Source organism: Streptomyces sp. bgisy027 (assembly GCF_057710365.1).
The window spans coordinates 24,717-49,665 of sequence record NZ_JBYIVZ010000024.1 but is presented as its reverse complement, the minus strand read 5'-3'; the positions used below and the strand labels follow the sequence as shown (position 1 = coordinate 49,665).

Here is a 24,949-nt window from a genome sequence, read left to right as displayed (position 1 = left end):
CCCATGAGCCAGGCCAACGCGCCCGCCGTCCCACGTTCCACCCTCGTCATCACCGCGCACGCCGGCGACTTCGTGTGGCGGGCGGGCGGCGCCATCGCCCTGGCCGCCTCCCGGGGCGAGCAGGTCACCATCGCCTGCCTGACGTTCGGCGAGCGCGGCGAGTCCGCCAAGGCCTGGCGCGAGGGCCGGAAGCTGGCGGAGATCAAGGCGATACGCCGCGACGAGGCCGAGCGCGCCGCCGCCACCCTCGGGGCCGAGGTCCGCTTCTTCGACGCCGGCGACTACCCGCTGCTCCCCACCGCAGAGCTGACCGACCAGCTCGTCGCCGTGTACCGCGAGGTCCAGCCCGACGTCGTTCTCACCCACCCGGCCGAGGACCCGTACAACGGCGACCACCCGGCCGCCAACCGCATGGCCGTCGAGGCCCGGATCCTCGCCCAGGCCATCGGCTACCCCGGCGACGGCGACATCATCGGCGCCCCGCCCGTCTTCTACTTCGAGCCGCACCAGCCCGAGATGAGCGGCTTCAGGCCCGAGGTCCTGCTCGACATCACCGAGGTGTGGGACACCAAGCGCAAGGCGATGGAGTGCCTCGGCGCCCAGCAGCACCTGTGGGACTACTACACCGACCTCGCCGTCCGCCGCGGTGTCCAGCTCAAGCGCAACGCCGGCCCCAACCTGGGCCTCGCCCACAGGACGTTGGCCGAGGCGTACATGCGCCCCTACCCGCAGATCGCGCAGGAGCTGGCATGAGCGGCGTCATCGTCACCAACCCCCCGAAGGCGGAACTGAAGGACGTCGACGCGCTGGCCGGGTTCGGCGTCGCGACCGTGAGCGAGGCCATGGGACGGACCGGGCTGCTGGGACCGGGAATCCGCCCCGTCCAGCAGGGCGTACGGGTCGCCGGCACCGCCGTCACCGTGCTGAGCTGGCCCGGCGACAACCTCATGATCCACGCCGCGGTGGAGCAGTGCGGCGAGGGCGACATCCTCGTCGTCACCACCACTTCTCCCTCCACCGACGGCCTGTTCGGCGAGCTGTTCGCCACCGCCCTGCGACGCCGCGGGGTGCGCGGGGTCGTCATCAACACCGGTGTACGCGACACCCAGGAGCTGCGCGACATGGGTTTCCCCGCCTGGTCGCGTGCCGTCTCGGCGCAGGGCACGGTCAAGGCCACCGGCGGCTCGGTGAACGTGCCGGTCGCGATCGACGGCCAGGTCGTCCACCCCGGCGACGTGATCCTCGCCGACGACGACGGGGTCGTGGTCGTCCCCCGCGGGCGCGCCCGGGAGACGGTCGGGAAGGCGGAGGCCCGCGAGGCGAAGGAGGCCGCGACCCGCGCCGCCTTCCTCGACGGCCGACTCGGCCTGGACCGCTACGGGTTGCGCGAGACGCTCGTACGGCTGGGTGTGGTGTACCAGTCGTACGACGAGTACGTCCGCGACGACCGCGGCAGCGTGCGACGCGACGGAGAACGCTCATGACGCGGACGCACACGGAAGTCCGCTGCATGCTGATGCGCGGCGGCACCTCCAAGGGCGCCTACTTCCTGGCCGCGGACCTGCCCGCGGACCCCGCCGCCCGCGACGAGCTGCTGCTGCGCGTCATGGGCAGCCCGGACGAGCGGCAGATCGACGGCCTCGGCGGCGCGCACCCCCTCACCAGCAAGGTAGCCGTGGTGTCGCCCTCGGCCGATCCACGGGCCGACGTCGACTACCTTTTCCTCCAAGTCGCTGTCGACCGAAGTGAAGTGAGTGACCGTCAGAACTGCGGGAACATCCTCGCCGGAGTCGGCCCCTTCGCCGTGGAACGCGGGCTCGTCCCGGCGGGGGAGGACAAGACCTCCGTGCGGATCCGCATGGTCAACTCCGGCGGCCTCGCGACCGCGGCCTTCCCGACCCCCGGCGGCCGGGTCGAGTACACCGGCGACGCCGAGATCTCCGGCGTGCCCGGCACCGCCGCTCCCGTGGTGATCGAGTTCCCGCCCGGCGCCGGGAAGCTGCTGCCCACGAGCAGGGTCCGCGACACCCTGGACGGCACCACGGTGACCTGCGTGGACAACGGCATGCCGACCGTACTGATCACCGCCACATCCCTCGGCGTCACCGGCTACGAGACGCCCAAGGACCTGGAGGAGGACCTGGCCCTCGCCGACCGGCTCCGCGAACTCCGCCTGGCGGCAGGCCACTTGATGGGACTCGGCGACGTCTCGGACGCCACCGTCCCCAAGCTCACCCTCCTCGCCCCGCCCCGCCACGGCGGCGCGATCACCACCCGCACCTTCATCCCGGTCCGCTGCCACACGTCGATCGGTGTGCTGGGCGCGGCGAGCGTCGCCGCCGGGCTGCGCGTCGAGGGCGGCGTCGGCGCGGACCTCGCCCGCCTCCCCGACGGCGGCGACCGCATCCGCATCGAACACCCCACGGGATTCCTGGACATCGAGAGCGGCCTCGCCACCGACGCCACGGGTCTGCCCACCGCCCGCCGTACGGCCGTCGTCCGTACCGCCCGAAAGATCTTCGACGGCACCGCCTTCCCAAGGTCCGCCGGGACGGCCGCACTGCCCGCACCCACCCCCGGAGGCCCCCGATGACCCCGCCGCTCGGCGACATCGCCCACATCGGCCACGTCCAGCTGTTCACCCCGGATCTGGACGCCAGCGTCGCCTTCTTCACCGACTACCTGGGGCTCACCGTCAACGACCGGCAGGGCGACACCGTCTACCTGCGGACCTACGACGACTACGAGCACCACAGCCTGGTCCTCACCGCCCGCGACCGGCCCGGCCTCGGCCGCCTCGCCCTGCGCACCGCCGGCGAGGCGGCACTGCACCGCCGTGTCGAGGCCGTCGGGGCCGCGGGCGGCAGCGGCAAATGGGTCGAGGACGAGCCGGGGCTCGGCAGGCTGTACCTCACCACCGACCCGGACGGGCACGAACACGCCCTGTACTGGGAGAGCGAGTACTACCGGGCACCCGAGGAGCTGCGGCCGGCGCTGAAGAACCAGCCGCAGGCCAAGCCCAACCGGGGTGTCGGCGTACGGCGGCTGGACCACGTCAACTTCCTCGCCGCCGACGTGCTCGCCAACGCCGGGTTCCAGGAACGCGTGCTGGGAGCCCGGCCCACGGAGCAGATCCGGCTCGACTCCGGCCGAGTCGCGGCGCGTTGGCTGACGTACACCAACAAGTCGTACGACGTCGTCTACACCTCGGACTGGACCGGCTCCAGCGGCCGACTGCACCACATCGCCTTCGCGACCGACACCCGCGAGGACGTGCTGCGCGCCGCCGACCTCGCCATCGACACCGGCGTGTTCATCGAGACGGGCCCGCACAAGCACGCCATCCAGCAGACGTTCTTCCTGTACGTCTACGAGCCCGGCGGCAACCGCATCGAGCTGTGCAACCCGCTCACCCGGCTCGTGCTGGCCCCGGACTGGCCGCTGATCACCTGGACCGAGGCCGAGCGTGCCAAGGGGCAGGCGTGGGGCCTGAAGACGATCGAGTCCTTCCACACCCACGGGACGCCCCCGGTCGCCTGAGACGGCACCCTGCGCCAGACGCTTTCTCAGCAGCCCTGGACTGTCGCGGAGATTGTTGACAAAAATATTGAATTAAACCTCGGTGGCATCGCCGGCACGCTGGTCGCCGGACACGCCTCCGACCGGTTCGGTGCCCCGCGGATCTCGGCATGGGCCGCTTCGGCGCCGTCTTCGGGCCATGGCTCGGCGGGCAGTTGCTCGCCGCGGACAACGGCGACCGGGGCTTCACCGCCTACGCCCTCGCGGGCCTGTCGTCCACGGTCTTCATAGGGATCGCCGCCCTGCGCGGCTCGAAGCGGACGGCCTCGACCGGCAGTGAACAGCGGCTGATCGGCGCGCACTGACCGACAGGTGCCGACCCCGGGGGGAGAGTTGAGAGGCCGCTCGCCGCAGTCATGCGCGGCGAGCGACGCCCGTCATATCAACTGGCCCTTCATATGTACTGATGGTCCGAACTGGGTTATACGACGGTCTCGCGTATTGTTGCGTCATATGCCCGCTGTGACGCGTGGCGGCTCTCGGGACGTCGGGGGTCAGTGAGTTGAACTTGAAGGGGGACGGGGGACGTGGTGGCACTTCTCGCGGTGGTGGCCGTCGTCGGATACATGGCAAAGGCCGGTCTGCCCTGGTGGGTGGTCGCGGCAGTGGCCCTGTTGACGGCGGGATTCGCCGCGGGGGTGTCCGGGGGCCCGGCCCGGAGTGCCAGAAGCGTGACGACGCCCGGCCCGGCCGTACCGGTGCCCCCGCTGGACGACAGGGACGCCGTCGCCCCGCCGGTCGCGGCGAACGTGGGAGCGGCGGTCCCGGACGGTTGGGACTCGCCGGCGCCGACCGCGGGATCGGACCGGGCGCTCAGGTGAGGCGACCCCCGGCGGCCTCCCGCAGATGCCGGGCGATGAGCGCGTAGACCTCGCGTGCCTTGGCGTCGTCGGTCGCGTCGTACCCGTGATCGAAGCCGGCCACGTCGTGGTGCTCGATCAGCGCCCCGGCCGCGCGCAGCCGCTCGGCGTAACGCTCGCCCTCGGCCCGCAGCAGGTCGTACTCGGCGGTGATCAGCAGCGCCGGGGCGATCCCCTTCAGGTCGGCGGTGTCGGAGGGGTGTGCAGGGGAGACGAGCCGGTCGGCCCGCCGGTGGACGTCCGGGACGTACGACGTGTCGAAGACGTCGGCCATCCAGGGCCGCAGCATCGGCTTGGCTGTGGCGGCGCGCTTGTCGCGGGCGTCGGTCGCCAGGTCGAGCGGGGGATAGTGCAGCACCTGGAGGGCGATCGAGGGTCCGCCCTCCTCCAGTGCCTGCCGTGCCACGGCGGCCGCGAGTCCGCCCCCGGCGCTCTGCCCGCCCACGGTGAGCCGCTCGCCGTCCCAGCCCTCCTCGGCGCCGTGCTCCGCGACCCACCGGACGACCTCGTACGCCTGCCGTGGCGGCGCCGGGAACGGATACTGCGGGGCGACGACGTAGTCCACGTTGATCACGACCGCCCCGGCCTCGACGGCGAGGAGACGGCACAGCGGGTCGTCGATCTCGGTGAGCGCCATGACGTAGCCGCCGCCGTGGAAGTTGACGTGCACCGGGGGAGCGGGGTCGTCGCCCGGGGGCAGATGCACGGTGACCCGGGCGGGAGCGACCGACGTCGGAATCGTCAACTCGCGTACCTTGCGCGGATATTCGGGAAACCGCGCGTGCCGGGACGAGGCCGATCCCCGCCCGGCGGCACGGCGCTCCGCCATCACCGTCACCCGCTGCATCACCTTGGCCACCAGGGCGGCCACCGAGGGCCGGGCCAGCACAGACATACGGCTCCGATCGATCGCGGCCCGCGGGCCGGCCACTCCCCAGGAAGGCTCTGTTGAGTTAGGCAATTATAGGTGCCGACAATGATGGGTCAAGGGTTGAGTCGCGTCTGGGCGGAGGCGCCGATGGGGTAGGGTTGACCTGCGTGATCACGCGGTACGCCGCGTGACGGCACCGGGACGTGGCGCAGCTTGGTAGCGCACTTGACTGGGGGTCAAGGGGTCGCAGGTTCAAATCCTGTCGTCCCGACGGTGCGAAGGGTCTTCGCGGGCAGCGGCTCGCGGGGACCCTTTTCGTGTGCCGTCGGCCTCAGGCCGACGGCAGCTCCGCCCAGCGGCTGGTTCCGCCCGTGTGGACGTGGACGCCGCAGCGGGACGCCAGTGCGTTGACGATGTCGAGGCCGCGGCCGTGTTCGTCCGGGTCGATCGTGGTGCTCGGATCCTCGGCCGGTGCCGCGGGGCCCAGGTCGCTCACCTCGACGCGTACCGTTCCGCACCCCTCCAACAGGCTCCGCGAGAGCCGCAGAGTCGCCGGCGGCACGGCGTGGACGATGGCGTTGGTGAGGAGCTCCGAGACCACCAGCAGGACGTCGGCGGCGCAGTCGGCCGTCAGGTTCCATTCGGACAGCACCGCACGGACGCGCCGCCGCATGGCGGCGACCGCCCCCGGGACGTGCGGCAGGGAGAAGACGTGCTCGACCTCCCCGCGAGGCGCGGCGGCGAGCTGCGCTGTAGTCATCTGTCCTCCTCGAGCGGTCCCTGCCGGCCTCCAGGTCGGGGCGTAGGCGTCATCGAACGCTAAACAAGGAGAATCCACCGGTCAACGAACCGGGGTCGGCATTACCGAACGACAGTCCCAAAGAGGAAAAACTGGGACTACCATCGCCTCATGGCCGGCCCAGTCCAGTCCATCGAGCGGGCGGCGGCGATCCTGCGACTGCTCGCCGGCGGATCCCGCCGACTGGGGCTGGGGGAGGTGGCCTCGTCGCTGGGGCTCGCCAAGGGCACCGCCCACGGAATCCTGCGGACCCTGCAGCACGTGGACTTCGTCGAGCAGGACCCGGCAACCGGAAAATACCAGCTCGGGGCGGCCCTGCTGCACCTCGGCACCAGCTATCTCGACGTCAACGAACTGCGTTCGCGCTCCATCAACTGGGCCGACGCCCTGGCCGGCCGCAGCGGGGAGGCCGTCCGGCTGGGCACGCCCCTGGAGGGCAAGGTGCTCGTCATCCACCACGTCTTCCGCCCGGACGACACCCTCCAGACCCTGGACGTCGGCGCGCTGCTGCCCCTGCACGCCTCCTCGCTGGGCAAGGTCCTGCTGGCCTTCGGAGCGACCCCCGTGGAGCCGCTGCTGGAGGACGAGCCGGAGGGGTACACCCGGCACACCCTGGTCCACCCCTCGGAGCTGAACCGGGCGCTCGCGGAGATACGGGACCTGGGCTGGGGCGCCGAAGTACAGGAGATGAGCATGGGCGAAGCCGGGATCGCCGCGCCGATCCGGGGACAGGGCGGTCTCGTGGTGGGCGCGATCGGCGTGTCCGGGGCCGTGGAGCGGATCTGCGACTCCAAAGGCCGGCCGCTGCCGGCCCTGATCACCGTGCTGCGGGAGGCGGCGCGCGCGATCTCCAGAGACCTGGGCGCGGCTCGCTGGTAGGCCCCCAGCACCTCCGCGACACATCGGAAGGGAGGGCCGATCATGGTTGAACGGTATGTGATGTCCATCGACCAGGGCACCACGTCCACCCGCTGCATCCTGTTCGACCACGGCGGGCGGCTGGTGTCGGTCGCCCAGCGGGAGCACCAGCAGTTCTTCCCCCGGCCGGGATGGGTCGAGCACGACGCCGTCGAGATCTGGCGCAACCTTCAGCGGATCGTCCCCGAGGCACTGTCGAACGCCGGGATCGAGGCGAGCCAGATCTCGGCCATCGGGATCGCCAACCAGCGCGAGACGACCGTGCTCTGGGACCCGCGGACCGGGATCCCGCTGGTCCGGGCGATCGTCTGGCAGGACACCCGCACCGCCCCGCTCGTCGAGGAGCTGAGGAGCGACCCGGGCGACGACTTCTTCCTCGACCGCTGCCGGCTGCCGCCGTCGACGTACTTCTCCGCACCCCGGATCCGCTGGCTGTTCGACAACGTCGACGGGCTGGAGCGGCGCGCCCGCGACGGCGAGGTGCTGTTCGGCACCATCGAGAGCTGGCTGATCTGGAACCTCACCGGCGGCCCCGCCGGCGGCCTGCACATCACCGACGCCACCAACGCCAGCCGCACCATGCTCATGGACATCCGGACGCTGACCTGGGACGCGGAGCTCATGGCCTTCTTCGGCGTGCCCCGCGCGATGCTGCCGGAGATCCGGTCCTCGGCGGAGAGCTACGGCGAGGCGAGCGCCCTCCTTCCCGGCGTGCGGATCACAGCGGCCCTCGGCGATCAGCAGGCGGCCCTGTTCGGGCAGACCTGCTTCTCGCCGGGCGAGGCGAAGTGCACCTACGGCACCGGCAGCTTCCTGGTGATGAACACCGGCACCGACGTCGTCCGCTCCGAACACGGGCTGCTGACGACCGTCGCGTACAAGATCGGGGACCAGCCCACCATCTACGCGCTGGAGGGCCCCATCGCCGTCACCGGATCACTGGTGCAGTGGTTCCGCGACCGGCTGGGCCTGATCCACAGTGCCCCCGAGATCGAGACGCTGGCCCGCACCGTCGAGGACAACGGCGGCTGCTACATCGTCCCCGCGTTCTCGGGTCTGTTCGCGCCGCACTGGCGCAGCGACGCCCGCGGCGTGATCGTCGGACTCACGTCGTACATCACCAAGGGCCACCTGGCCCGGGCCGTCCTGGAGGCCACCGGCTGGCAGACCCGGGAGGTCGTCGACGCCATGAACGCCGACTCCGCGCTCGCCCTGAAGCAGCTCAAGGTCGACGGCGGCATGACGTCCGACCATCTGCTGATGCAGATCCTGGCCGATGTGCTCGACGTTCCCGTCGTACGGCCCCTCGTCGCCGAGACGGTGTCCCTCGGCGCCGCCTACGCGGCCGGACTCGCGGCCGGCTACTGGCCGGACCTCCAGGTCCTGCGCCGCAACTGGCACCGGGCCGCGCAGTGGCTGCCGGACATGGACGCCGAGCGGCGGGAGTGGGAGTACGAGTGCTGGAAGCGGGCCGTCGAGCGGTCGCTGGGGTGGATCCAGCCACCGAAGCGCCGTTGACCCGCCGGGCCGACGGCTGTGCCCGGCGGGTCCGCCACCGTCCGCGGACCCGCTGGGTGTCCGCCCCCCGCCGCTCGTGGTCCCGCCGCTCAGCGGGTGACGAGCAGACCCCGGCTGCGCAGCACGCGCCGCTCCAGCGGGCCGAAGATCAGCAGGTCGACGGCGAGGCCGACCAGCGGGATCAGGAAGATGGCCAGGACGACCTGCGACATGCTGCTGTTGCGGCTGACGTCCTCAGCCGGCCGGCTTCTCCCACACCGACACGTGCTTGCCGCTCTCGGCGGTGAACGGCTCGCGCGTCCAGTCGCCCCAGCGGTCGCGCAGCGTGAGGCCGGCCAGCCGGGCCATCAGGTCCAGTTCGGCCGGCCACACATAGCGGAACGGGACCGACCAGTACTCGGCGCGGCCGTCGGTGACGGTGACGTAGTTCGAGCTCATCGCCTGTGTGGCGACGTCGTAGGTGTCGAACGCCCAGCCCGTGTCGCTGATGTGGAACGGTACGGCGCTCTGGCCGGGCGGCAGCCGCCGCAGGTCGGGCACGCCCACCTCGATCACGAAGCAGCCGCCGGGCCGCAGATGGGCGGCGGCGTTGGCGAAGCAGTCGACCTGGGCGTCCTGGCTGGTCAGATTGCCGATCGTGTTGAAGACGAGGTAGGCGAGGGCGAACTCGCCCGGCACCCGGGTCGTCGCGAAGTCCCCGATCGTCACCGCGACGGCGGCACCGCCGGGTTTCGCGCGCAGCCGCTCCACCATCGCGCGGGACATGTCAATGCCGTGCACCGGGACCCCGCGGCCGGCCAGCGGAAGCGCGATCCGGCCGGTGCCGACGCCGAGTTCGAGCGCCGGGCCGTCACCGGCGAGCTCCGCGAGCAGGTCCACCGCCGGGTCCACCACGTCCGCGCGGAACATGTCCGCCGCCGAATCGTCGTACCCGGCCGCGATGTTCTCTCCGAAGTAGCCGTCGTCATCCATCACGCCGGGACGCTACTGCCGGTCGCCGCGCCGGGGCACCCGAATTTCCGGGTGCCCCGGCGCGCACGCGGTCACGTCCTCACGCGAGCGTGACCTTGACCGGCAGCTTCTTGACGCCGTTGACGAAGTTGGAGCGCACGCGCGGCACTTCGCCGGCCAGTCTGATGTCGGCGAGGCGCGGGATCAGCTCCTCGAACATGATGCGGATCTCGGTGCGGGCGAGCAGGTTGCCCAGGCACAGGTGCGGGCTGCCCTTGCCGAAGGTGACGTGGTCGTTGTCGGCCCGGGTGACGTCGAAGTCGTACGGGTTGCCGAAGACCTCCTCGTCGCGGTTGCCGGAGGCGAACCACATGACGACCTTGTCTCCCTCCTTGAGCTGCTTGCCGCCGAGCTCGACGTCCCGGGTGGCGGTGCGCCGGAAGTGGTAGACGGGGGAGGCCCAGCGCAGGAACTCCTCGACCGCCACGGGGATCAGCGAGGGGTCCTCCTGGAGGCGGGCCAGCTGCTCGGGGTGCTGGAGCAGGGCCAGCATGGAGTGGGTGATGGTGTGCCGGGTGGTCTCGTTGCCGGCCACCACCAGCAGCAGGAAGTAGTTGTCGAAGTCCTGCGCGGACAGCGGGACGCCGTCGCGCGGGACGGTGTTGACCAGCTTCGACACCAGGTCCGTGCCGTCGCCGCCGCGGCGCTGCCGGGCCAGCTCGCGGCCGTACTCGAAGACCTCGACGGACGCGGGGGAGCGGAACGGCAGATCGCGGTACTTCTCGCTCTCCGCGCTGTGCAGCAGCACGTCCGCGTAGTCGGGGTCGGTGTTGCCGATGATGCGGTTGCCCCAGTCGATGAGCTGCTGGTTGTCCTCCGGCGGCACGTCGAGAAGGCGCGCCAGGACGTTGATCGGGAAGTCCGCGGAGACGTCGGAGACGAAGTCGAACGTGCCCTTCGCGAGCGCCGCGTCGAGCGTCGTCGCGGTCAGACCGCGCAGGAAGTCGGCGTAGCTGTTGATGACGCTCGCGCCGAACTGCCGCTGGATGACGCTGCGCAGCGCGCGGTGCCGGACACCGTCCATCTCCAGGATGGAGGCGCGCTTCTTGATCTGGTCGTCGTCGACCTCCTCCAGGTTGACGAACCTCGTGGAGGTGAAGGTCTCCGGGTCGCGGTCGACACGGGCTATGTCGGCGTGCCGGGTCACCGCCCAGAAGCCGGAGTTGGGGGCGTTCTCCGGCTGCCAGTGCACCGGGTCCTCGTGGCGCAGGGTGTGGAACATGCGCCAGGGGGTCACCCCGTCGGTGAACTTGTCGAGGTCGGTGAGGTTCACGTCGGCGAGCGGCATCGGCTCGGATGCGGATGCGGAAGTCATCGATGGCTCCTGGGTGTCACGGGGCTGCGGGGTCACAGGTGGTAGGCGTACTCGGTGAACTCCCAGTCGGTGACGTGCCGTTGGAAGCGTTCGACCTCGTTGCGCTTGTAGGTGAGGTAGGAGGTGGTGAAGTCCTTGCCGAGCAGGTCGGCCAGGTCGGTGTCCGCCTCCAGCGCGTCGAGCGCGGCGGACAGGTCGGTGGGCAGCAGCGCGGACCGCGCGGTGTCGTAGCCGTAGCCCTGCAGCGGGGGCGGGGGCTCCTCGCCGGCCCGGATGCCGAGGAGGGCGGCGGCGAGGGTGGCCGCGATCGCCAGGTAGGGGTTGGCGCTCGCGTCGCCGAGGCGCAGCTCCAGGCGGGCGCCGGAGCCGCGCTCCGGAGGGATGCGGACCATGGCGCTGCGGTTGTCCAGGCCCCAGTCGATCAGCCAGGGGGCGAGGGTGTCCGGGCCGAAGCGCTTGTAGGAGTTCACGGTCGGGTTGAGCAGCGCGGCGAGCGCGGGCGCGTGGGCGACGATGCCGGCGATCGCGTGCCGGGCGACGGTGGACAGTCCGTGGGCGCCCGCGGGGTCGTCGAAGGCGTTGCGGCCCTCGGCGTCGTCGCAGGACAGATGGAGATGGAAGCCCGAGCCGCCGGCGTCGCCGAACGGCTTGGCCATGAAGGTGGCCAGCAGGCCGTCCCGGCGGGCCAGTTCCTTGACGGCGGCCTTGAAGCGGAAGGAGCGGTCGGCCGCGTCCAGCGCTTCGGAGTGGGTGAGGTTGATCTCGTACTGGCCGCCGTCGAACTCGTGGTTGCCGGTGATCACGCCGATGCCCAGGTCACGCAGGTGGCGCAGGGTGCCCAGCAGATGGTTCGCGGGGTCGGCGCGCAGGCCCGCCGTGTAGACGGCGCCGGTCGTCTCGGGGTGCCGGCGCCAGCCGGCGGCGGTCTGCTCCAGCAGGAAGTACTCCAGCTCCGGGCCGACGATCGGACGCAGGCCCTGCTCGGCACAGTGGGCCAGGACCGTGCGCAGCAGGTCGCGCGGCGACTCGGGGGCGGGGGCGCCGGTCGCCGGGTCGGTGACCTCGCCGAGACAGGTGGCGACGCCGGGCTCCCAGGGGAGCGCGGTCAGGGTGGACAGGTCGGGGCGCACGGTCACGTCGGGCAGGCCGGCGTCCAGACCGCCGGCGACCGGGACCACGTCGCCCTGCGGGGTGGTGTGGTAGACGGCCCGGCAGAACGCCAGACCGTGCTCGCAGGCCGCCGGCAGATGGTCCACCAGCACGTCACGGGCGCGGTCGGTGCCGATGAGGTCGGGATAGGTCACCCGGACCACGTCGACACCCTCGGCGGCGAGCCGCTCCATGTGCCGGCGGATGTCTGGTTTGTCGTGAGCGCTCACCGATGTCTCCTCGGGCGGATGGGGAAGGGTGGCGTGCGGACGACCTGAGCAGGGGTGCGGGATGAGGGAGAGGCGATCCCGGGTCGTCGTTTGAACCCGAACGGTATGGAGGGGACTCGCCGTCCCGCAAGGGGGCGGTCTCAAGAATTTATCCACCTGGACAGGTATTGACCAGGGTCGAGCGGCTTCCTATGTTGTTTGAAGCCAAACGAGTCAGGGGTGCGGCTCTCGCACCCCTTTGGCCAAGGGGCCCGGCCGCACAGCCGGCCGGGCCCCGCACCCCCCTTCACTCCGCTCCGACGCCCTCACCTCCAGGAGGACCGGCCATGAAGGTCGTAGTCGACATGAACAAGTGCCAGGACCACGGCCAGTGCGTCTTCGCGGCCCCCGACGTCTTCTCGATGGACGACGCCGGACGCCTCGCGTACGTCTCCGACCCGGACGACACGCTGCGCGACGAGGTCGAGGAAGCCGCCGACGTGTGCCCGCTGCAGGCCATCCGGATCGAGGGCTGAGCCCCATGACCGGACGCGTAGTCGTCGCCGGCGCCTCGATGGGCGGCCTGCGCGCGGCCGAACAGCTGCGCGCGGCCGGCTGGACCGGCCCGATCACGGTGGTGGGCGACGAGCCCCACATGCCCTACAACCGGCCTCCGCTGTCCAAGGAGGTCCTCGCGGGCAAGGCGCCCTTCGAGTCGCTGGCCTTCACCCCGAAGGCGGCCACCGCCGACGTGGAGTGGCGCCTGGGCACCCGGGTCGCCGCCGCCCGGCTGGCCGAGCGCACCGTCGTCCTCGACGACGGCTGCGAGATCCCGTACGGCGGACTCGTCGTCGCCACCGGTGTGCGCCCGCGGCGGCTGCGCTGCCCCGGCCCGCTCGCCGGCCGCCACACCGTCCGCACCATCGACGACGCCCAGGGCCTGCGCGAGGAGCTGACACGGCCCGGCGCGCGGGTGGTCGTGGTCGGCGCCGGCTTCATCGGCTGCGAGGTCGCCGCGACCGCCGTCGCGCTCGGCGTCACCGAGGTGACCGTCGTCGACCCGCTGCCCCTGCCCATGGTCGGACCGCTCGGCGAACTGCTCGCCCGGGCCCTGCTGAAGCGGCACGAGAAGCGGGGAGTCCGCTTCGCGCTCGGCACCGGGGTCGCCGGGTTCGAGGGCGAGGACCGCGTGACCGGCGTCGTCCTCTCCGACGGCAGGGTCCTGCCCGCCGACGTCGTCGTCGAGTCGGTCGGCTCGGTCGCCAACACCGAATGGCTGGCAGACAACGGACTCGACCTCACCGACGGCGTACTGACCGACGAGCAGCTGAGGGTCGGCGGCCGGCCGGAGGTCGTGGCCGTCGGTGACGTGGCCCGCTTCCCCAACGCCCGCTACGGCGGCGCGTCCCGCCGCGTCGAGCACTGGTCCGTCCCGACCGACACGGCCAAGCACGCGGCCCGGACGCTGGCCGCCCATCTGGCGGGCGGCCGGGCCGACTCGGCTCCCTTCGCCCCCCTGCCCACCTTCTGGAGCGACCAGCACGACTTCCGCCTCCAGTCGTTCGGCGCGCCCGTCCTCGGCCTCGGCGACGTGCGCGTCCTGGACGGCGACCCCGAAGGCGATGTCCTGGTGGGCTACCACGCCGACGACCGGCTGGTCGGTGTCGTTGCGCTCGGCGGCCACAGTGCCGCCATGGCTGCCGCCCGCTACCGCGCCCAGCTGCTGAAGCAGCCCGCCCTCACCGCGTAAGGAACCCCCTCATGTCCCCAGTCCGTGGCTACTTCCACCCCAAGACCGGCAGCGGCGCCTCGTCGCTGATCCCGTCGCCGCCGTGGCGCTACTCCGGTGACCTGCTGACCGTCGAGTACCGCACGGATCCGGCACGGGTGCGGGAACTGCTGCCCGAGCCCCTGGAGTTGGCCGACGAGGATCCCGGGGCCGTCGCCCTGATCTGGGCCGACTGGCAGTCCTGCTCGCAGTCCGGGGCGGAGCTGCTCGACCCGGTGCTGTCCCAGTACAAGGAGGCGTTCGCGGTCGTCCGGTGCAAGTACCGGGGGCAGACCTACTCGCGGTGCGTGTACATCTGGGTCGACAAGGACTTCGCCATCGCGCGCGGGCTGCACCAGGGGTATCCGAAGAAGCTCGGGTCCATCCACCAGACGCGGCCGCATCCGTACGGGCCCGCTCCGCGGATCGAGGCGGGGGCGCGGTTCGGGGCGACGCTGGCCGCCGCGGATCGCCGGCTGGCGCAGGCCGTGGTGACCCTGCGGGAGCCGGCCGAGTCGAACGGGTTCGTGAACGCGCATCCGATGGCTCATCACCGGTGGCTGCCCTCGATCGAGAAGGGGAAGGGGCTGGCTCTCGACGAGCTGATCGAGACGGGGGCGGCGTCCTTCGAGGCGGGGCGCCCGTGGGTCGGGGAGGCCGAGTTGGAGCTGTTCGAGGCGCCTGCCGAAGAGCTGGCCCGGTTGGAGATCCATGAGCCGATCGCCGCGTACTACCGGCAGGTCGGGGTGGTGTGGGACGGGGGACGGCTGTTGGAGGCCGGAACGTCGGAAGCCGTCGCCGAGTGAGGCCGGTGGGCGGCCGCGGGTTCGTCGTGGTTGGTCGCGCCCACGCGGCGGAGCCGCAAATCGATCCAGCCCCGCGCCCCCGGTGGGTCAGATTCCTCTTCGTATGAATGGAGCCCTTCCCATGCTTGAGAAGATCACCGTCGCCGGTGTCCCCGTCGACACCCGGCACTGGATCGGCGGCAAGCGTGTCGCCTCCGGTGCCACCTTCACCGACAGTTCCCCCATCGACGGCAGCGTCATCGGCGAGATCGCCCGTGGTGGCCCCGCCGAAGCCGAAGCCGCCGTCGCCGCCGCCCGTGAGGCGTTTCCCGCCTGGGCGGCCACCCCCCGTGCCGAGCGCGCCCGCATCCTGCACGCCATCGCCGACGGGGTCGAGAAGCGGATCGAAGAGCTCGCCGCCGTCGAGACCACCGACAACGGCGCCCTGCTCCGCTCGCACCGCCGGGGCGTGATGCCCCGGGTCGCGCACAACTTCCGCTTCTTCGCGGACTGGTTGCTCACCCTCGACCACGAGGACTTCGAGACGCGCGGGCACACCAACCACGTCTCGTGGGACCCGGCCGGGCCCTGCGTGCTGATCACCCCGTGGAACGCCCCGCTCATGCTGGCCACGTGGAAGGTCGCCCCGGCGCTCGCGGCGGGCGACACCGTCGTCCTCAAGCCCGCCGAGTGGTCCCCGCTGACCGCCTCCCTCCTCGCCGACATCGCCGCCGCGGCCGGCCTGCCCGCCGGTGTCCTCAACGTCGTCCAGGGCCACGGCTCCGAGATCGGCGACACCCTCACCTCGCACCCGGACGTGCGCCGGATCAGCTTCACCGGCTCGGTCCCCACCGCCAGGCGGATCGCCGCGTCCGCCGCCGCGAACCTCACCCCGCTCAGCCTCGAACTCGGCGGCAAGTCACCGCTGCTGGTGTTCGCCGACGCCGACCTGGACCTCGCGGTCGACCTCGCCGTGGAGCAGTACGACAACGCCGGGCAGGTCTGTCTCGCCGCCACCCGCATCCTGGTGGAGGAGTCCGTCGCCGAGGAGTTCACCCGGCGCTTCGCGGACAAGGCGCGTGCGCTGACGCAGGGCGACCCGCGCGACGAGGCCACCGACATCGGGCCCAACATCCACCCCCGCCAGCTGGAGAAGATCGACGGGTTCGTGCGGCGGGCCGTCGAGGCAGGGGCCCGTGCGGTCGTCGGCGGGGAGCGCCTGGACGGGCAGTTCTACGCGCCGACCTTGCTCACCGATGTCGCCCAGGACTCCGAGATCGTGCAGGAGGAGGTCTTCGGGCCGGTCCTCACCCTCCAGACCTTCGCCGACGAGGACGAGGCCGTACGCCTCGCCAACGACACCCGCTTCGGGCTCGCCGCCACCCTCGCCACCGGCGACCCCGAGCGCGCCGAACGCGTCACCGCGCGGCTCGTCGCGGGCACCGTCTGGGTCAACTGCTTCTTCGTGCGCGACCTCCGGGCCCCCTTCGGCGGCTCCCGCCAGTCCGGCGTCGGACGCGAGGGCGGCACCTGGAGCTTCGACTTCTACTGCGACCTGAAGAACACCGTCACCGCCCCGAAGGGATGGAGCCGGAACCATGGGTGAGATCGTCGGGGCGGGGCTGCTCGCCCACGTCCCCACCGTCGTGCTGCCGGAGGCCGACCGGCTGGAGCTGAACGAGGGCAGGGAGATCACCCTCGTCACCGGCCTGAAGGAGCTCCGCGCCGAGGTCTTCGAGCGGGACGACTACGACACGGTCGTCGTCCTCGACTCGCACTGGGCGACCACGGTCGAGTTCGTCGTCACCGCGCAGCAGCGCCGCGCCGGTCTCTTCACCTCCGAGGAACTGCCGCGCGGCATGTGCCGGATGCCGTACGACTTCCCGGGCGATCCCGAACTGGCCCGCAACGTCGAGAAGTTCGCGGGCGGGCACGGCACCTGGATCACCGCGATCGAGGACGAGTACCTGCCGATCTACTACGCCACCATCAACCTCTGGAAGTTCCTCGGGGAGGGGCTGCCGGACAAGCGGTGGGTCACCATCGGCGTCTGCCAGACCGGCGACATGGAGGACCATCTGCGGCTCGGCCGGGCCCTGGCCGACGGCATCGCCGCCACCCCGGGCCGCCGCGTCCTGCTCATCGCCTCCGGCGCCCTGTCGCACACCTTCTGGCCGCTGCGCGAACTGCGCGACCACGAGGCCAGCGACCCGGTCCACATCTTCACTCCCGAGGCCCGCGCGGCCGACCACGAGCGCATCGCCTGGTTCAAGGAGGGCCGCCACGACAAGGTCCTCGACACCATGGACGAGTTCTGGAAGTACAAGCCCGAGGCGAAGTTCTTCCACTACCTGATGATGGCCGGCGCCCTCGGCGAACAGTCCTGCGTCGCCAGGGCCCGCCAGTACGGCGAGTACGAGAACTCCATCGGCACCGGCCAGGTCCATCTGTGGTTCGACCGTCCCGCCGACGGCTGGACCGGCACGGAAGCGTCCGCATCCGGGCCCGCCGCGCCCCACAACCCGCACCGTCGCTTCTAGGAAGGCTGTCATGCCCGAATACCGCCGCGTCCTCCTCGACGGCGCCGCCGTCCAGGTCACCGTCGACGGGGACGAACTCGTCGCCGGAGACGGCCGCCGCGTCAAGACCGAGGACGCCCAGCACCTGCCCCCGGTCGTGCCGTCCAAGGTCGTCGCCGTCCACCTCAACCACCGCAGCCGGGTCGAGGAGTTCCGGATCGACCTTCCGGACACCCCGACCTACTTCCACAAGCCGACCTCCTCCCTCAACTCCCACATGGGCGCGATCGTCCGCCCCGACGGCTGCAAGTGGCTCAACTACGAGGGCGAGGTCGCCATCGTGATCGGACGGACCGCGCGGAACGTCTCCCCGGCGGAGGCGGGGGAGTACATCGCCGGCTACACGATCGCCAACGACTACGGGCTGCACGACTTCCGCGACACCGACGCGGGCTCCATGCTCCGGGTCAAGGGCTCCGACACCCTCTGCCCGCTCGGTCCCGGCCTGGTCACGGACTGGGACTTCCACGGCAAGCGGCTGCGGACGTACGTCAACGGCGAGGTGGTGCAGGACGGTTCGACCGACGAGATGAAGTGGGACATGCACTACCTCGTCGCCGACATCGCCCGCACCATCACCCTGTACCCGGGCGACGTGCTCCTGTCCGGCACTCCGGCCAACTCCCGCCCCGTCCGGCCCGGCGACGTCGTCGAGGTCGAGGTCGAGGGTCTCGGCAGGCTCACCAACCACGTCGTCACCGGCCCGACCCCGGTCCGCACCGACGTGGGCGCCCAGCCGACCGAGTCCGAGGAGGTGCTGTCCACGGCGCTCGGCGGCGACTGGGAGTTCCGCGGCCTCCGGCCGCCCAGGCGCTGACCGTGCGCACGGCGGCGCCGGACCCGGCGGGTAAGGTCGCGAACATGACCGCATCCGCCGAGGGACCCGAGCGATCCGAGAGGCCGACGGGCGGCCCGGGCCGTGCCACGGGCTCCAAGGCCCCCGGGACCACCGAGGGGGACCGCAAGCCGCGCCGGCGCATGAACTACGGCGAGGGCCGTGAGGCCCTGCTCAACGCCGCGGTGCGGGTCGTGGCGCGCGGCGGGCTGCGCAAGCTCACCTACCGGGCGGTCGCCCAGGAGGCCGGTACCACGCACGGCCTGGTCGTCCACCACTTCGGCTCGCGCGACGCGCTGATCGAGGAGGCCCTCGCGCACGCGATCCGCACCTCGCTGAACGTCAGCGCGCTCGAACCGGGCACCGGCAAGGTCGCCGACTTCTCGGTGGGCGTCTCCGACATGGTCATCGCCGACCCGGACATCCAGGCCTTCCAGTACGAGCTGCTGCTGGAGGCCCGGCGCCGCCCGGAGCTGCTGCCGCAGATCCGTGCCCTGTACGACGACTACTTCGACGCCACCCGGCGCGAGCTGTCCCGGATGCTCCCCGAGGACGCCGGGCAACCGCTGACCCGGCTGATCTTCGCCGCTCTGGACGGGCTCGTGCTGCACCAGCTCGTCTTCGGTGAACCCGGGACCACCGACGCCGCGATCGAGGAGCTGCGCGGGCTGCTCCGACTGCTCGCGGCCGACGGCCACGAGGCGCCGGAGAACGACGGCTGACCTGCACCTTCAAGGACCCCGGGCACCCGTGGCCCGGGGTCCTTTCACGTTGTCGCGGCAATTCTCGGCGCCACCCCCTTGCCAAACGGATAGTTCCAGCCCACCATGGGGCAACTCGTTTGGCCTGAAACGAAATCCTCCTTTCCCCTGGCAGGTGATCCGAGTGGACAGTCAGACGGCGGTCCCGAACCAGACCGCGCCCGACGCCTCCACCGCAGGCAAGCTCAAGCCCAACTCTCTCGGCGTGCTGGGCATCCTCTTCTTCGTCCTCTCCGCCCAGGCGCCGCTCACCGGCGTCGCGGGCGCCGTCCCCATCGCCGTGGCCATCGGAAACGGCGTCGGGGCCCCGGCCGCCTATCTCGCGGCCGGTCTGATCACCCTGCTGTTCTCGGTCGGCTTCGTCGCCATGGGCCGGCACGTGGTGGACGCCGGGGCCTTCTACCGGTACATCGGCAAAGGGCTCGGCCGGGACCTCGGCCACGGCAGCGCGGGCATCGCCCTCTTCGCGTACTGCGCGATCCAGGCCGCCATGTACGGCCTGTACGGCGCCACCGTGAACGGGCTGCTGGCGCACTACGCCGGCATCGACGTGCCCTGGTGGGTGTGTGCCCTGGTCACGATGGCGATCGTGCAGGTCCTCGGTGCCCTGGGCATCGAGATGGGCGCGAAGGTGCTGGCCGTCTTCGTACTGGCCGAGTTCAGCATCCTCAGCGCCTTCGCCGCCGTCACCTTCGCCAAGGGCGGCGGGCCCGAGGGCCTCGGCTTCGCGGACACCTTCTCGCCGGGCGCGGCCCTGGACGGGGCGCCGGGCGTGGCGCTGATGTTCGCCGTCGCGTCGATGATCGGCTTCGAGGCCACCGCGATCTACGGCGAGGAGGCCCGCGAGCCCCGCAGAACGGTGCCCCGTGCGACGTACGCGGCCGTCGCCCTCGTCACCGGCTTCTTCGCCTTCGCCTCCTGGATGCTGATCTCCTCCTACGGCGCCTCGCAGGCGGCCGGCGCCGCGGGCAAGGCGCTTCAGGGCGGTGACTCGACGGCCTTCGTCTTCGCGCCGATCGCCGCCCAGTTCGGCACCTGGGTCAACGACGTGCTGCCGATCCTGCTGGCCACCTCGCTTTTCGCCGGCATCCTGGCCTTCCACAACTCGGCCAACCGCTATCTGTTCTCGCTCAGCCGTGAGGGACTCCTGCCGCGCGGGGTGTCGGCGGTCAACCGCCGGCACTCGCCCGGTGTCGCGGGCTTCGTGCAGACGGCGATCGCCGCCCTGCTGGTGATCCCGTTCGCCCTGGCCGGCAAGGACCCGGTGCTCACCCTGTTCTCGTGGGGCAGCGGCATCGCCGTACTGGCGATCATGCTCCTGTACTTCCTGACCTCGGTCTCGGTCGTCGCCTTCTTCCGGCGCGAGCGCCTCGACACGCGGCCGTGGAACACGCTGGTCGCCCCGCTGCTGGGTGCCGTGGGGATCGCCGGGGCGATCTGGCTGATCGTCGAGAACTTCACGACGCTCATCGGCGGCGACCGGACCACGGCCCTGTGGCTCCAGGCGGCGGTCCCGGCCGTCCTGGTGCTCGGCGTCGTCACCGGCCGCCTGACGCGCCCGGCCCGCACATAGGCCCGCAGGCCACGCCTGTCGTCCGGTCGGGGCCGAGGAGCCGCCGACCGGACGGCGGTGAGCGCCCGGCGGCGCCCGGCCCCGACCGTCTTCTTCTTCGAGATCGCACGTCACCTGGAGGTCCTCGCATGCCGGCCGTCACCCACGAAGAGTGGCTGCGTCGCGCCAAGACCCTGCACCTGTCTGGTGCCCATCACATCGACGGCGCCGACGAGCCGGGCGGGGGAGCGGCCTTCGCGGCCGTATCGCCCCGGGACGGGCAGGTGCTGGCGCAGGTCGCCGACGGGGGCGCCGCCGAGGTGGACGCGGCCGTCGCCGCCGCCCGGCGCGCCTTCGACACCGGGCCCTGGCCGCGCCTGGCGCCCGTGGAGCGCGGTCATGTGCTGCTGCGGATCGCCGACCTGCTGCAGGAGCGGCGCGCGGAACTGGCCCTGACCGTCAGCCTGGAGATGGGCAAGCCCGTCACCGACGCCCACGACATCGAGCTGCGCGCCGCCATCAACACCTTCCGCTGGTACGGCCAGCTCGCCGACAAGCTCACCGACGAGTCCCCGCACACCGCCCCCGACGCCCTCGCCCTGGTCACCCGGGAACCGGCCGGTGTCGTCGGCGCGGTCGTGCCCTGGAACTTCCCCCTGACGCTCGCCGGCTGGAAGGTCGCCCCGGCGCTCGCCGCGGGCTGCACGGTCGTACTGAAGCCGTCGGAGAACTCCCCGCTGTCCGCCCTCCTGCTCGGCCGTCTGGCCACCGAGGCGGGACTGCCGCCGGGTGTGCTCAACGTGGTGAACGGCGAGGGCCCCGTCGCCGGACGGGCCCTGGGGCTCCACCCCGGCGTCGACGTCCTGGCCTTCACCGGCTCCACCGCCGTCGGCCGGCACTTCCTGCGCTACGCGGCCGACTCCAACCTCAAGCGCGTCTGGCTCGAACTCGGCGGCAAGTCACCGAACATCGTCCTGCCCGACGCCCCCGACCTGGACCGGGCCGCCGCCACCGCGGCCTGGGGCATCTTCTTCAACCAGGGTGAGATGTGCACGGCGCCCTCCCGGCTCCTGGTGCACTCCTCCGTCGCCGAACGCGTCACCGAGGCCGTCGTGCGCCGGGCCCGCGAGCTGCGGATCGGCGACCCGCTGGACCCGGCCACCGAGATGGGCGCCCTGGTCGGCGAGGCCCACCTCGGCCGCGTCCTCGGACACATCGGGACCGGCCGGGAGGAGGGCGCGCGGCTGCGGACCGGCGGTGAGCGCGTCCTCGCCGGGACCGGCGGCACCTACCTGGAGCCGACCGTCTTCGACGGGGTCGCGCCGACGATGCGGCTGGCCCGTGAGGAGATCTTCGGCCCCGTCCTGTCCGTGCTCGCCTTCGACGACCTGGACGAGGCGGTACGGCTGGCCAACGCCACCGAGTACGGCCTCGCCGCCGGCTTGTGGACCTCCGACCTGTCCACCGCCCACCGTGCCTCGCGTGCCCTGAAGGCCGGCACGGTCTGGGTCAACTGCTACGAGGAGGGCGACCTGACCGTCCCCTTCGGCGGGATGAAGCAGTCCGGGAACGGCCGCGACAAGTCCGCGCACGCCCTGGAGAAGTACACCGAGCTCAAGACGGTCTGGATCCAGCTGTGACCCGTCCCCTGATCGCCGTCCCCGCACGCTTCTCCGCCACCACCTCGGCCCTGCGGTACGCCGCCGAGGCCAACGCCCGCGCCCTGATCGAGGCGGTGTGGCGAGCGGGCGGCGAACCGGCGGGCATCCACCCGGCCGACCCCGCGGAAGCGGATGTGGCGGACCGCCTCGCCCGCTTCGACGGCGTCCTGCTCCCCGGCGGCGGTGACCTCGCCCCGCACCGCTACGGCGCCGCCGACACCCACGCGACCGTCTACGACGTCGACGACCTCCAGGACTCCTTCGACCTCGAAGTCGCGCGGCGCGCGGTGGACCTGGGCATCCCCCTGCTGGCGGTCTGCCGCGGGCTGCAGACCGTGAACGTCGCCCTCGGCGGCACGCTGGAGCAGGACATGGGCGGCCCCGAACGCGAGCACCGGCACCTCGTGCATCCGGTGGCGGTCGAGCGCGGCACCCTGCTGGAACGTGCCCTCGGCGCGGAGAAGGCGGAGGCCTCCTGCTACCACCACCAGCGCGTGGACCGCCTCGGCAGCGGCCTCACGATCACCGCCCGGGCCGCCGACGGAACGGTGGAGGGTCTCGAACTCCCCGGCGCGCGGGGGTGGTGCACGGCGGTGCAGTGGCACCCCGAGGACACGGCCGACCGCGACCCGGCACAGCAGTCGCTCTTCGACGCCCTGGTGGGGGCGGCACGCGAGCGGCGCTGAGCGAGGAGGCCCTCAGCCGTCGGTCCTGGCCCGCCGTCCGCTGCGGCGAGGTGCCGGTTCGGCGCCGTCGAGCAGGGCGAGGCGGCGTTCCTCGCCCTGCTCCTCGACCTGGATCACCACCCGCCGCAGCCCCTCCGCGACAGTGCGGCACTCCTCGTCGCTGAGCTGCCCGGCGACGAAGGCCTCCTCCTCGTTGAAGGCAGGGAACAGCCGGCGCATCAGCTCCTCGCCCTCCTCGGTGAGGCTGAGCAGCACGAGCCTGCCGTCACCGGGGTGCCCGGCCCGCTTCACCAGCCCCCGCCCCTCCAGCGTCCGAGCCACGCCCGTGAGCGTCCCCTTGGAGATCCCGGCCTCCTCCGCGACATGCCGGGTCTCCGACTCGCCCCACACCCAGACCACCCACAGCACCACGAACGCCGTCCAGGTCAGATCGGCCCCGCGCAGCACGGAGTTCTCCAGGTGCTGCCGGACCGTCGAGGCCGCGCGATAGATGTTGGCGACCACGGCCATCTGGTCCCGGTGCAGCGGGATACCGCCGAGCTTGGCCTCGGCCAGCTGCTCGGCGGCGGTGATCGATCGTTGGCCGGGCATGGAACTCTCCTTTGGCCGAGACGTCGGACAGACGGTGTCGGACGGGCAACAGGCGCTTTTCGTTCGGGTTCAAATTGTACGGAAGGGCCGCCGTCTCCCGGGAACGGGGCGTCTTCCGCACCGAGTACGAGGGCACGACCCCGCGCGACCACCTCGGCCCGGCGCACCCGGACGAGGTGCGCGACGAACGGGTCGCGTCGTGAAGTGACGTGGCCCTGCGGCCGGGCGGGAACGCGGCGTGGGCGGGACGTCACCCTCCCCCGAAGGTGGCGTCCCGCCCACTTTCCCCGGCGCCGGACTGTGGACTGTCGCGTCCGTGCAGTCAGCGGATCCGTGCCGTCACCAGCACATGACCGCTGTCTCCCCCGACCCCCAGCCGGTATAGAGGCGTACCCGGACGAAATAGCGGCGGCCCTTGACGAGGCGCGCCTTGAGCGTGGCGTTGTGCGGGGTGCCGCCGTCGTCCTGGGCGGTGAGGTAGCGCGGCTGCCCGTCGCGCTCCTCAAAGACCACGACGACGGTGTCGCTGTCGCCGAAGGTGCCCACCGTGTACTCGCGCGTCTCCGGCGGCTCGACGACGAAGTCGGCCTGCTCCGCCGGGCCCAGCCGCAACGGAACCGAACGGAAGGGCACCAGCTCGCGCGGTCCCGGCGCCTGGGCCGGCGGGTACCAGCGGCGGACGAAATCCTTGTCGGCCCGGGACAGTACACCCGGTGGATTCAGCCCCCCGCGGTACTGCTCCGGCTCCAGGATCAGCCCTCCCGAGAACGGGTACTCCATGATCGACTGAGGGTCCCAGACGGAACCGTTGACCTCGTTCGCGTCCAGCTTGCGCAGGATGTTGAAGAACGTCTTGTCCCGGCTCCAGAAGTTCGGCGGGCCGGCCAGATCGGCGTACACGGCCTCGTCGTCCCAGTGGATCCCGGCGAACGGGCTCTGGTGCTCGTGCAGCATGCCGAGCGCGTGCCCGATCTCGTGCAGGGCCGTCCCGCGCTCCCCGGGCACCGTGAGGTCCCAGCCGAAGTTCATGGTGCGCTCGTTCAGGCCGACCTGGAGCGCGTCCTTGCCGACGGTCGACCAGGAGCCGTCGCCGAGCTGGAACCCGATGCGCAGTTCGGCCTCCGACCGGTCGCCCACCTCCACGAACGACAGCCCGATCCCCAGCCCCTGCCACTCCTGGAAGCACTCACGCACGACTTCGCGCTGCTCCTTGCTGCCGACCCACGAGACGTGCCGGCTCTCCCCGGTCTCGGGGTCCGGGATCGAGGATCCGTCGGAGTCCCGGTCGAAGAAGTGGTAATGCAGCACCGTTCCGTTGACCCACATGCGGCGTCCGCCGATGAGCGCACTGAGCCGCTCGGCGGCCAGGCCCGGCGCGAACGCGGGCGCCGGCTGCTGCGCGAGGGAGCAGTAGCGAGCGGTCATGCGGACAGGTTGCCGTGAGCCCGCCGCCGGCGCCTGAGTCGAAGGCTACTCAAGTACCCGTGTATCAGAAGTGAGTC

The 24,949-nt window shown here is 71.7% G+C and carries 26 protein-coding genes, 1 tRNA gene and 1 pseudogene; 20 read left to right on the top strand and 8 right to left on the bottom strand.

Going from position 1 to position 24,949, the window contains the following annotated elements:
• Window positions 1–3: 3 nt before the first annotated feature.
• The 6 genes from AC3ETA_RS24465 (at window position 4) to AC3ETA_RS24440 (ending at window position 4,400) form a co-directional block, all read left to right on the top strand.
• Window positions 4–753, top strand: a complete 750-nt coding sequence (locus AC3ETA_RS24465) for a PIG-L deacetylase family protein (protein WP_432195041.1) — start codon at window positions 4–6, stop codon at window positions 751–753.
• Window positions 750–1,484, top strand: coding sequence for a 4-carboxy-4-hydroxy-2-oxoadipate aldolase/oxaloacetate decarboxylase (locus AC3ETA_RS24460; protein ID WP_432195040.1), 735 nt, complete (start codon window positions 750–752; stop codon window positions 1,482–1,484). Before AC3ETA_RS24465 ends, AC3ETA_RS24460 begins: the two co-directional genes overlap by 4 nt.
• Window positions 1,481–2,593: a 4-oxalomesaconate tautomerase gene (locus AC3ETA_RS24455; RefSeq protein ID WP_432195039.1), complete on the top strand. Its 1,113-nt coding sequence runs from the start codon at window positions 1,481–1,483 to the stop codon at window positions 2,591–2,593. The genes AC3ETA_RS24460 and AC3ETA_RS24455 overlap by 4 nt, the downstream gene beginning before the upstream one ends.
• Window positions 2,590–3,540 carry a catechol 2,3-dioxygenase gene (locus AC3ETA_RS24450; protein ID WP_432195038.1) on the top strand — a complete coding sequence of 317 codons (951 nt, stop codon included), beginning with the start codon at window positions 2,590–2,592 and terminating at the stop codon, window positions 3,538–3,540. The genes AC3ETA_RS24455 and AC3ETA_RS24450 overlap by 4 nt, the downstream gene beginning before the upstream one ends.
• Window positions 3,541–3,689: 149 nt before the next feature.
• Window positions 3,690–3,884: a hypothetical protein gene (locus AC3ETA_RS24445; protein ID WP_432195037.1), complete on the top strand. Its 195-nt coding sequence runs from the start codon at window positions 3,690–3,692 to the stop codon at window positions 3,882–3,884.
• Window positions 3,885–4,106: 222 nt separating this feature from the next.
• Window positions 4,107–4,400 (top strand): hypothetical protein, encoded by a 294-nt coding sequence (locus AC3ETA_RS24440; protein ID WP_432195036.1) that lies wholly within the window; start codon window positions 4,107–4,109, stop codon window positions 4,398–4,400.
• Here AC3ETA_RS24440 and AC3ETA_RS24435 read toward each other — a convergent pair.
• Window positions 4,393–5,334 carry an alpha/beta hydrolase gene (locus AC3ETA_RS24435; RefSeq protein ID WP_432195035.1) on the bottom strand — a complete coding sequence of 314 codons (942 nt, stop codon included), beginning with the start codon at window positions 5,332–5,334 and terminating at the stop codon, window positions 4,393–4,395. The genes AC3ETA_RS24440 and AC3ETA_RS24435 overlap by 8 nt on opposite strands.
• A gap of 173 nt (window positions 5,335–5,507) precedes the next feature.
• Here AC3ETA_RS24435 and AC3ETA_RS24430 point away from each other — a divergent pair.
• Window positions 5,508–5,581, top strand: a tRNA-Pro gene (locus AC3ETA_RS24430).
• Between the two features lie 60 nt (window positions 5,582–5,641).
• Here AC3ETA_RS24430 and AC3ETA_RS24425 read toward each other — a convergent pair.
• Window positions 5,642–6,070, bottom strand: a complete 429-nt coding sequence (locus tag AC3ETA_RS24425) for an ATP-binding protein (protein ID WP_432195034.1) — start codon at window positions 6,068–6,070, stop codon at window positions 5,642–5,644.
• A 150-nt stretch (window positions 6,071–6,220) separates the two neighbouring features.
• On the opposite strand from AC3ETA_RS24425, the gene AC3ETA_RS24420 reads away from it, so the two are divergent.
• Both AC3ETA_RS24420 and glpK read left to right on the top strand, forming a co-directional pair.
• Complete coding sequence (locus tag AC3ETA_RS24420) at window positions 6,221–6,988, top strand: IclR family transcriptional regulator (RefSeq protein ID WP_432195033.1); 768 nt, start codon at window positions 6,221–6,223, stop codon at window positions 6,986–6,988.
• Window positions 6,989–7,030: 42 nt separating this feature from the next.
• On the top strand, window positions 7,031–8,545 hold the full coding sequence (gene glpK, locus AC3ETA_RS24415) for a glycerol kinase GlpK (protein WP_432195032.1): 1,515 nt from the start codon (window positions 7,031–7,033) through the stop codon (window positions 8,543–8,545).
• An 89-nt stretch (window positions 8,546–8,634) separates the two neighbouring features.
• Here glpK and AC3ETA_RS24410 read toward each other — a convergent pair.
• From AC3ETA_RS24410 to AC3ETA_RS24395, 4 genes and pseudogenes are all read right to left on the bottom strand, one after another.
• Window positions 8,635–8,766 (bottom strand): annotated as a pseudogene (locus AC3ETA_RS24410) (ABC transporter permease); the annotation flags it as partial.
• Window positions 8,767–8,779: 13 nt separating this feature from the next.
• Entirely contained in the window at window positions 8,780–9,520 is a 741-nt protein-coding gene (locus tag AC3ETA_RS24405) for a class I SAM-dependent DNA methyltransferase (RefSeq protein ID WP_432195031.1), read from the bottom strand.
• Between the two features lie 76 nt (window positions 9,521–9,596).
• Window positions 9,597–10,871, bottom strand: coding sequence for a cytochrome P450 (locus tag AC3ETA_RS24400; RefSeq protein ID WP_432195030.1), 1,275 nt, complete (start codon window positions 10,869–10,871; stop codon window positions 9,597–9,599).
• 32 nt (window positions 10,872–10,903) lie between these two features.
• Entirely contained in the window at window positions 10,904–12,214 is a 1,311-nt protein-coding gene (locus tag AC3ETA_RS24395) for a glutamine synthetase family protein (RefSeq protein ID WP_432195125.1), read from the bottom strand.
• 362 nt (window positions 12,215–12,576) lie between these two features.
• Here AC3ETA_RS24395 and AC3ETA_RS24390 point away from each other — a divergent pair, with 362 nt between their 5' ends.
• The 10 genes from AC3ETA_RS24390 to AC3ETA_RS24345 all read left to right on the top strand — a co-directional run bounded on the left by AC3ETA_RS24390 (window position 12,577) and on the right by AC3ETA_RS24345 (window position 22,856).
• Window positions 12,577–12,765 (top strand): ferredoxin, encoded by a 189-nt coding sequence (locus tag AC3ETA_RS24390; RefSeq protein WP_432195029.1) that lies wholly within the window; start codon window positions 12,577–12,579, stop codon window positions 12,763–12,765.
• 5 nt (window positions 12,766–12,770) lie between these two features.
• Window positions 12,771–13,979, top strand: a complete 1,209-nt coding sequence (locus AC3ETA_RS24385) for an NAD(P)/FAD-dependent oxidoreductase (protein ID WP_432195028.1) — start codon at window positions 12,771–12,773, stop codon at window positions 13,977–13,979.
• Between the two features lie 11 nt (window positions 13,980–13,990).
• Window positions 13,991–14,803, top strand: a complete 813-nt coding sequence (locus AC3ETA_RS24380; RefSeq protein WP_432195027.1) for an acetoacetate decarboxylase family protein — start codon at window positions 13,991–13,993, stop codon at window positions 14,801–14,803.
• A 121-nt stretch (window positions 14,804–14,924) separates the two neighbouring features.
• Window positions 14,925–16,388 carry an aldehyde dehydrogenase gene (locus tag AC3ETA_RS24375; RefSeq protein ID WP_432195026.1) on the top strand — a complete coding sequence of 488 codons (1,464 nt, stop codon included), beginning with the start codon at window positions 14,925–14,927 and terminating at the stop codon, window positions 16,386–16,388.
• Window positions 16,381–17,322, top strand: a complete 942-nt coding sequence (locus AC3ETA_RS24370) for a 3,4-dihydroxyphenylacetate 2,3-dioxygenase (RefSeq protein WP_432195025.1) — start codon at window positions 16,381–16,383, stop codon at window positions 17,320–17,322. Before AC3ETA_RS24375 ends, AC3ETA_RS24370 begins: the two co-directional genes overlap by 8 nt.
• A 10-nt stretch (window positions 17,323–17,332) precedes the next feature.
• Window positions 17,333–18,178 carry a fumarylacetoacetate hydrolase family protein gene (locus tag AC3ETA_RS24365; protein WP_432195024.1) on the top strand — a complete coding sequence of 282 codons (846 nt, stop codon included), beginning with the start codon at window positions 17,333–17,335 and terminating at the stop codon, window positions 18,176–18,178.
• 161 nt (window positions 18,179–18,339) lie between these two features.
• On the top strand, window positions 18,340–18,918 hold the full coding sequence (locus AC3ETA_RS24360; RefSeq protein ID WP_432195124.1) for a TetR/AcrR family transcriptional regulator: 579 nt from the start codon (window positions 18,340–18,342) through the stop codon (window positions 18,916–18,918).
• Between the two features lie 163 nt (window positions 18,919–19,081).
• Window positions 19,082–20,530, top strand: coding sequence for an APC family permease (locus AC3ETA_RS24355; RefSeq protein WP_432195023.1), 1,449 nt, complete (start codon window positions 19,082–19,084; stop codon window positions 20,528–20,530).
• Between the two features lie 128 nt (window positions 20,531–20,658).
• A complete protein-coding gene (locus AC3ETA_RS24350) occupies window positions 20,659–22,149 on the top strand; it encodes an aldehyde dehydrogenase (RefSeq protein WP_432195022.1) in 1,491 nt (496 codons plus the stop codon).
• Entirely contained in the window at window positions 22,146–22,856 is a 711-nt protein-coding gene (locus AC3ETA_RS24345) for a gamma-glutamyl-gamma-aminobutyrate hydrolase family protein (RefSeq protein WP_432195021.1), read from the top strand. Before AC3ETA_RS24350 ends, AC3ETA_RS24345 begins: the two co-directional genes overlap by 4 nt.
• Before the next feature lie 12 nt (window positions 22,857–22,868).
• Here AC3ETA_RS24345 and AC3ETA_RS24340 read toward each other — a convergent pair whose 3' ends face one another.
• Window positions 22,869–23,447: a MarR family winged helix-turn-helix transcriptional regulator gene (locus AC3ETA_RS24340; RefSeq protein WP_432195020.1), complete on the bottom strand. Its 579-nt coding sequence runs from the start codon at window positions 23,445–23,447 to the stop codon at window positions 22,869–22,871.
• 74 nt (window positions 23,448–23,521) lie between these two features.
• Here AC3ETA_RS24340 and AC3ETA_RS24335 point away from each other — a divergent pair, with 74 nt between their 5' ends.
• The gene (locus tag AC3ETA_RS24335) at window positions 23,522–23,650 is read left to right on the top strand and encodes a hypothetical protein (RefSeq protein ID WP_432195131.1); all 129 of its coding nucleotides are present in this window, start codon (window positions 23,522–23,524) and stop codon (window positions 23,648–23,650) included.
• Between the two features lie 136 nt (window positions 23,651–23,786).
• Here the strand turns inward: AC3ETA_RS24335 and absR1 are convergent, their stop codons facing one another.
• A complete protein-coding gene (gene absR1, locus AC3ETA_RS24330) occupies window positions 23,787–24,872 on the bottom strand; it encodes a beta-glucuronidase AbsR1 (protein WP_432195019.1) in 1,086 nt (361 codons plus the stop codon).
• Window positions 24,873–24,949 lie beyond the last annotated feature (77 nt).

Coding starts and splice junctions, on each gene's coding strand:
- AC3ETA_RS24390 (WP_432195029.1), top strand. CDS start 12,577: ATGAAGGTCGTAGTCGACATGAACAAGTGCCAGGACCACGGCCAGTGC.
- AC3ETA_RS24380 (WP_432195027.1), top strand. CDS start 13,991: ATGTCCCCAGTCCGTGGCTACTTCCACCCCAAGACCGGCAGCGGCGCC.
- AC3ETA_RS24400 (WP_432195030.1), bottom strand. CDS start 10,871: ATGACTTCCGCATCCGCATCCGAGCCGATGCCGCTCGCCGACGTGAAC.
- AC3ETA_RS24350 (WP_432195022.1), top strand. CDS start 20,659: ATGCCGGCCGTCACCCACGAAGAGTGGCTGCGTCGCGCCAAGACCCTG.
- AC3ETA_RS24370 (WP_432195025.1), top strand. CDS start 16,381: ATGGGTGAGATCGTCGGGGCGGGGCTGCTCGCCCACGTCCCCACCGTC.
- AC3ETA_RS24375 (WP_432195026.1), top strand. CDS start 14,925: ATGCTTGAGAAGATCACCGTCGCCGGTGTCCCCGTCGACACCCGGCAC.
- AC3ETA_RS24465 (WP_432195041.1), top strand. CDS start 4: ATGAGCCAGGCCAACGCGCCCGCCGTCCCACGTTCCACCCTCGTCATC.
- AC3ETA_RS24460 (WP_432195040.1), top strand. CDS start 750: ATGAGCGGCGTCATCGTCACCAACCCCCCGAAGGCGGAACTGAAGGAC.
- AC3ETA_RS24455 (WP_432195039.1), top strand. CDS start 1,481: ATGACGCGGACGCACACGGAAGTCCGCTGCATGCTGATGCGCGGCGGC.
- AC3ETA_RS24340 (WP_432195020.1), bottom strand. CDS start 23,447: ATGCCCGGCCAACGATCGATCACCGCCGCCGAGCAGCTGGCCGAGGCC.
- AC3ETA_RS24435 (WP_432195035.1), bottom strand. CDS start 5,334: ATGTCTGTGCTGGCCCGGCCCTCGGTGGCCGCCCTGGTGGCCAAGGTG.
- AC3ETA_RS24420 (WP_432195033.1), top strand. CDS start 6,221: ATGGCCGGCCCAGTCCAGTCCATCGAGCGGGCGGCGGCGATCCTGCGA.
- AC3ETA_RS24385 (WP_432195028.1), top strand. CDS start 12,771: ATGACCGGACGCGTAGTCGTCGCCGGCGCCTCGATGGGCGGCCTGCGC.
- AC3ETA_RS24365 (WP_432195024.1), top strand. CDS start 17,333: ATGCCCGAATACCGCCGCGTCCTCCTCGACGGCGCCGCCGTCCAGGTC.
- AC3ETA_RS24450 (WP_432195038.1), top strand. CDS start 2,590: ATGACCCCGCCGCTCGGCGACATCGCCCACATCGGCCACGTCCAGCTG.
- AC3ETA_RS24395 (WP_432195125.1), bottom strand. CDS start 12,214: ATGGAGCGGCTCGCCGCCGAGGGTGTCGACGTGGTCCGGGTGACCTAT.
- AC3ETA_RS24445 (WP_432195037.1), top strand. CDS start 3,690: ATGGGCCGCTTCGGCGCCGTCTTCGGGCCATGGCTCGGCGGGCAGTTG.
- glpK (WP_432195032.1), top strand. CDS start 7,031: ATGGTTGAACGGTATGTGATGTCCATCGACCAGGGCACCACGTCCACC.
- AC3ETA_RS24425 (WP_432195034.1), bottom strand. CDS start 6,070: ATGACTACAGCGCAGCTCGCCGCCGCGCCTCGCGGGGAGGTCGAGCAC.
- absR1 (WP_432195019.1), bottom strand. CDS start 24,872: ATGACCGCTCGCTACTGCTCCCTCGCGCAGCAGCCGGCGCCCGCGTTC.
- AC3ETA_RS24360 (WP_432195124.1), top strand. CDS start 18,340: ATGAACTACGGCGAGGGCCGTGAGGCCCTGCTCAACGCCGCGGTGCGG.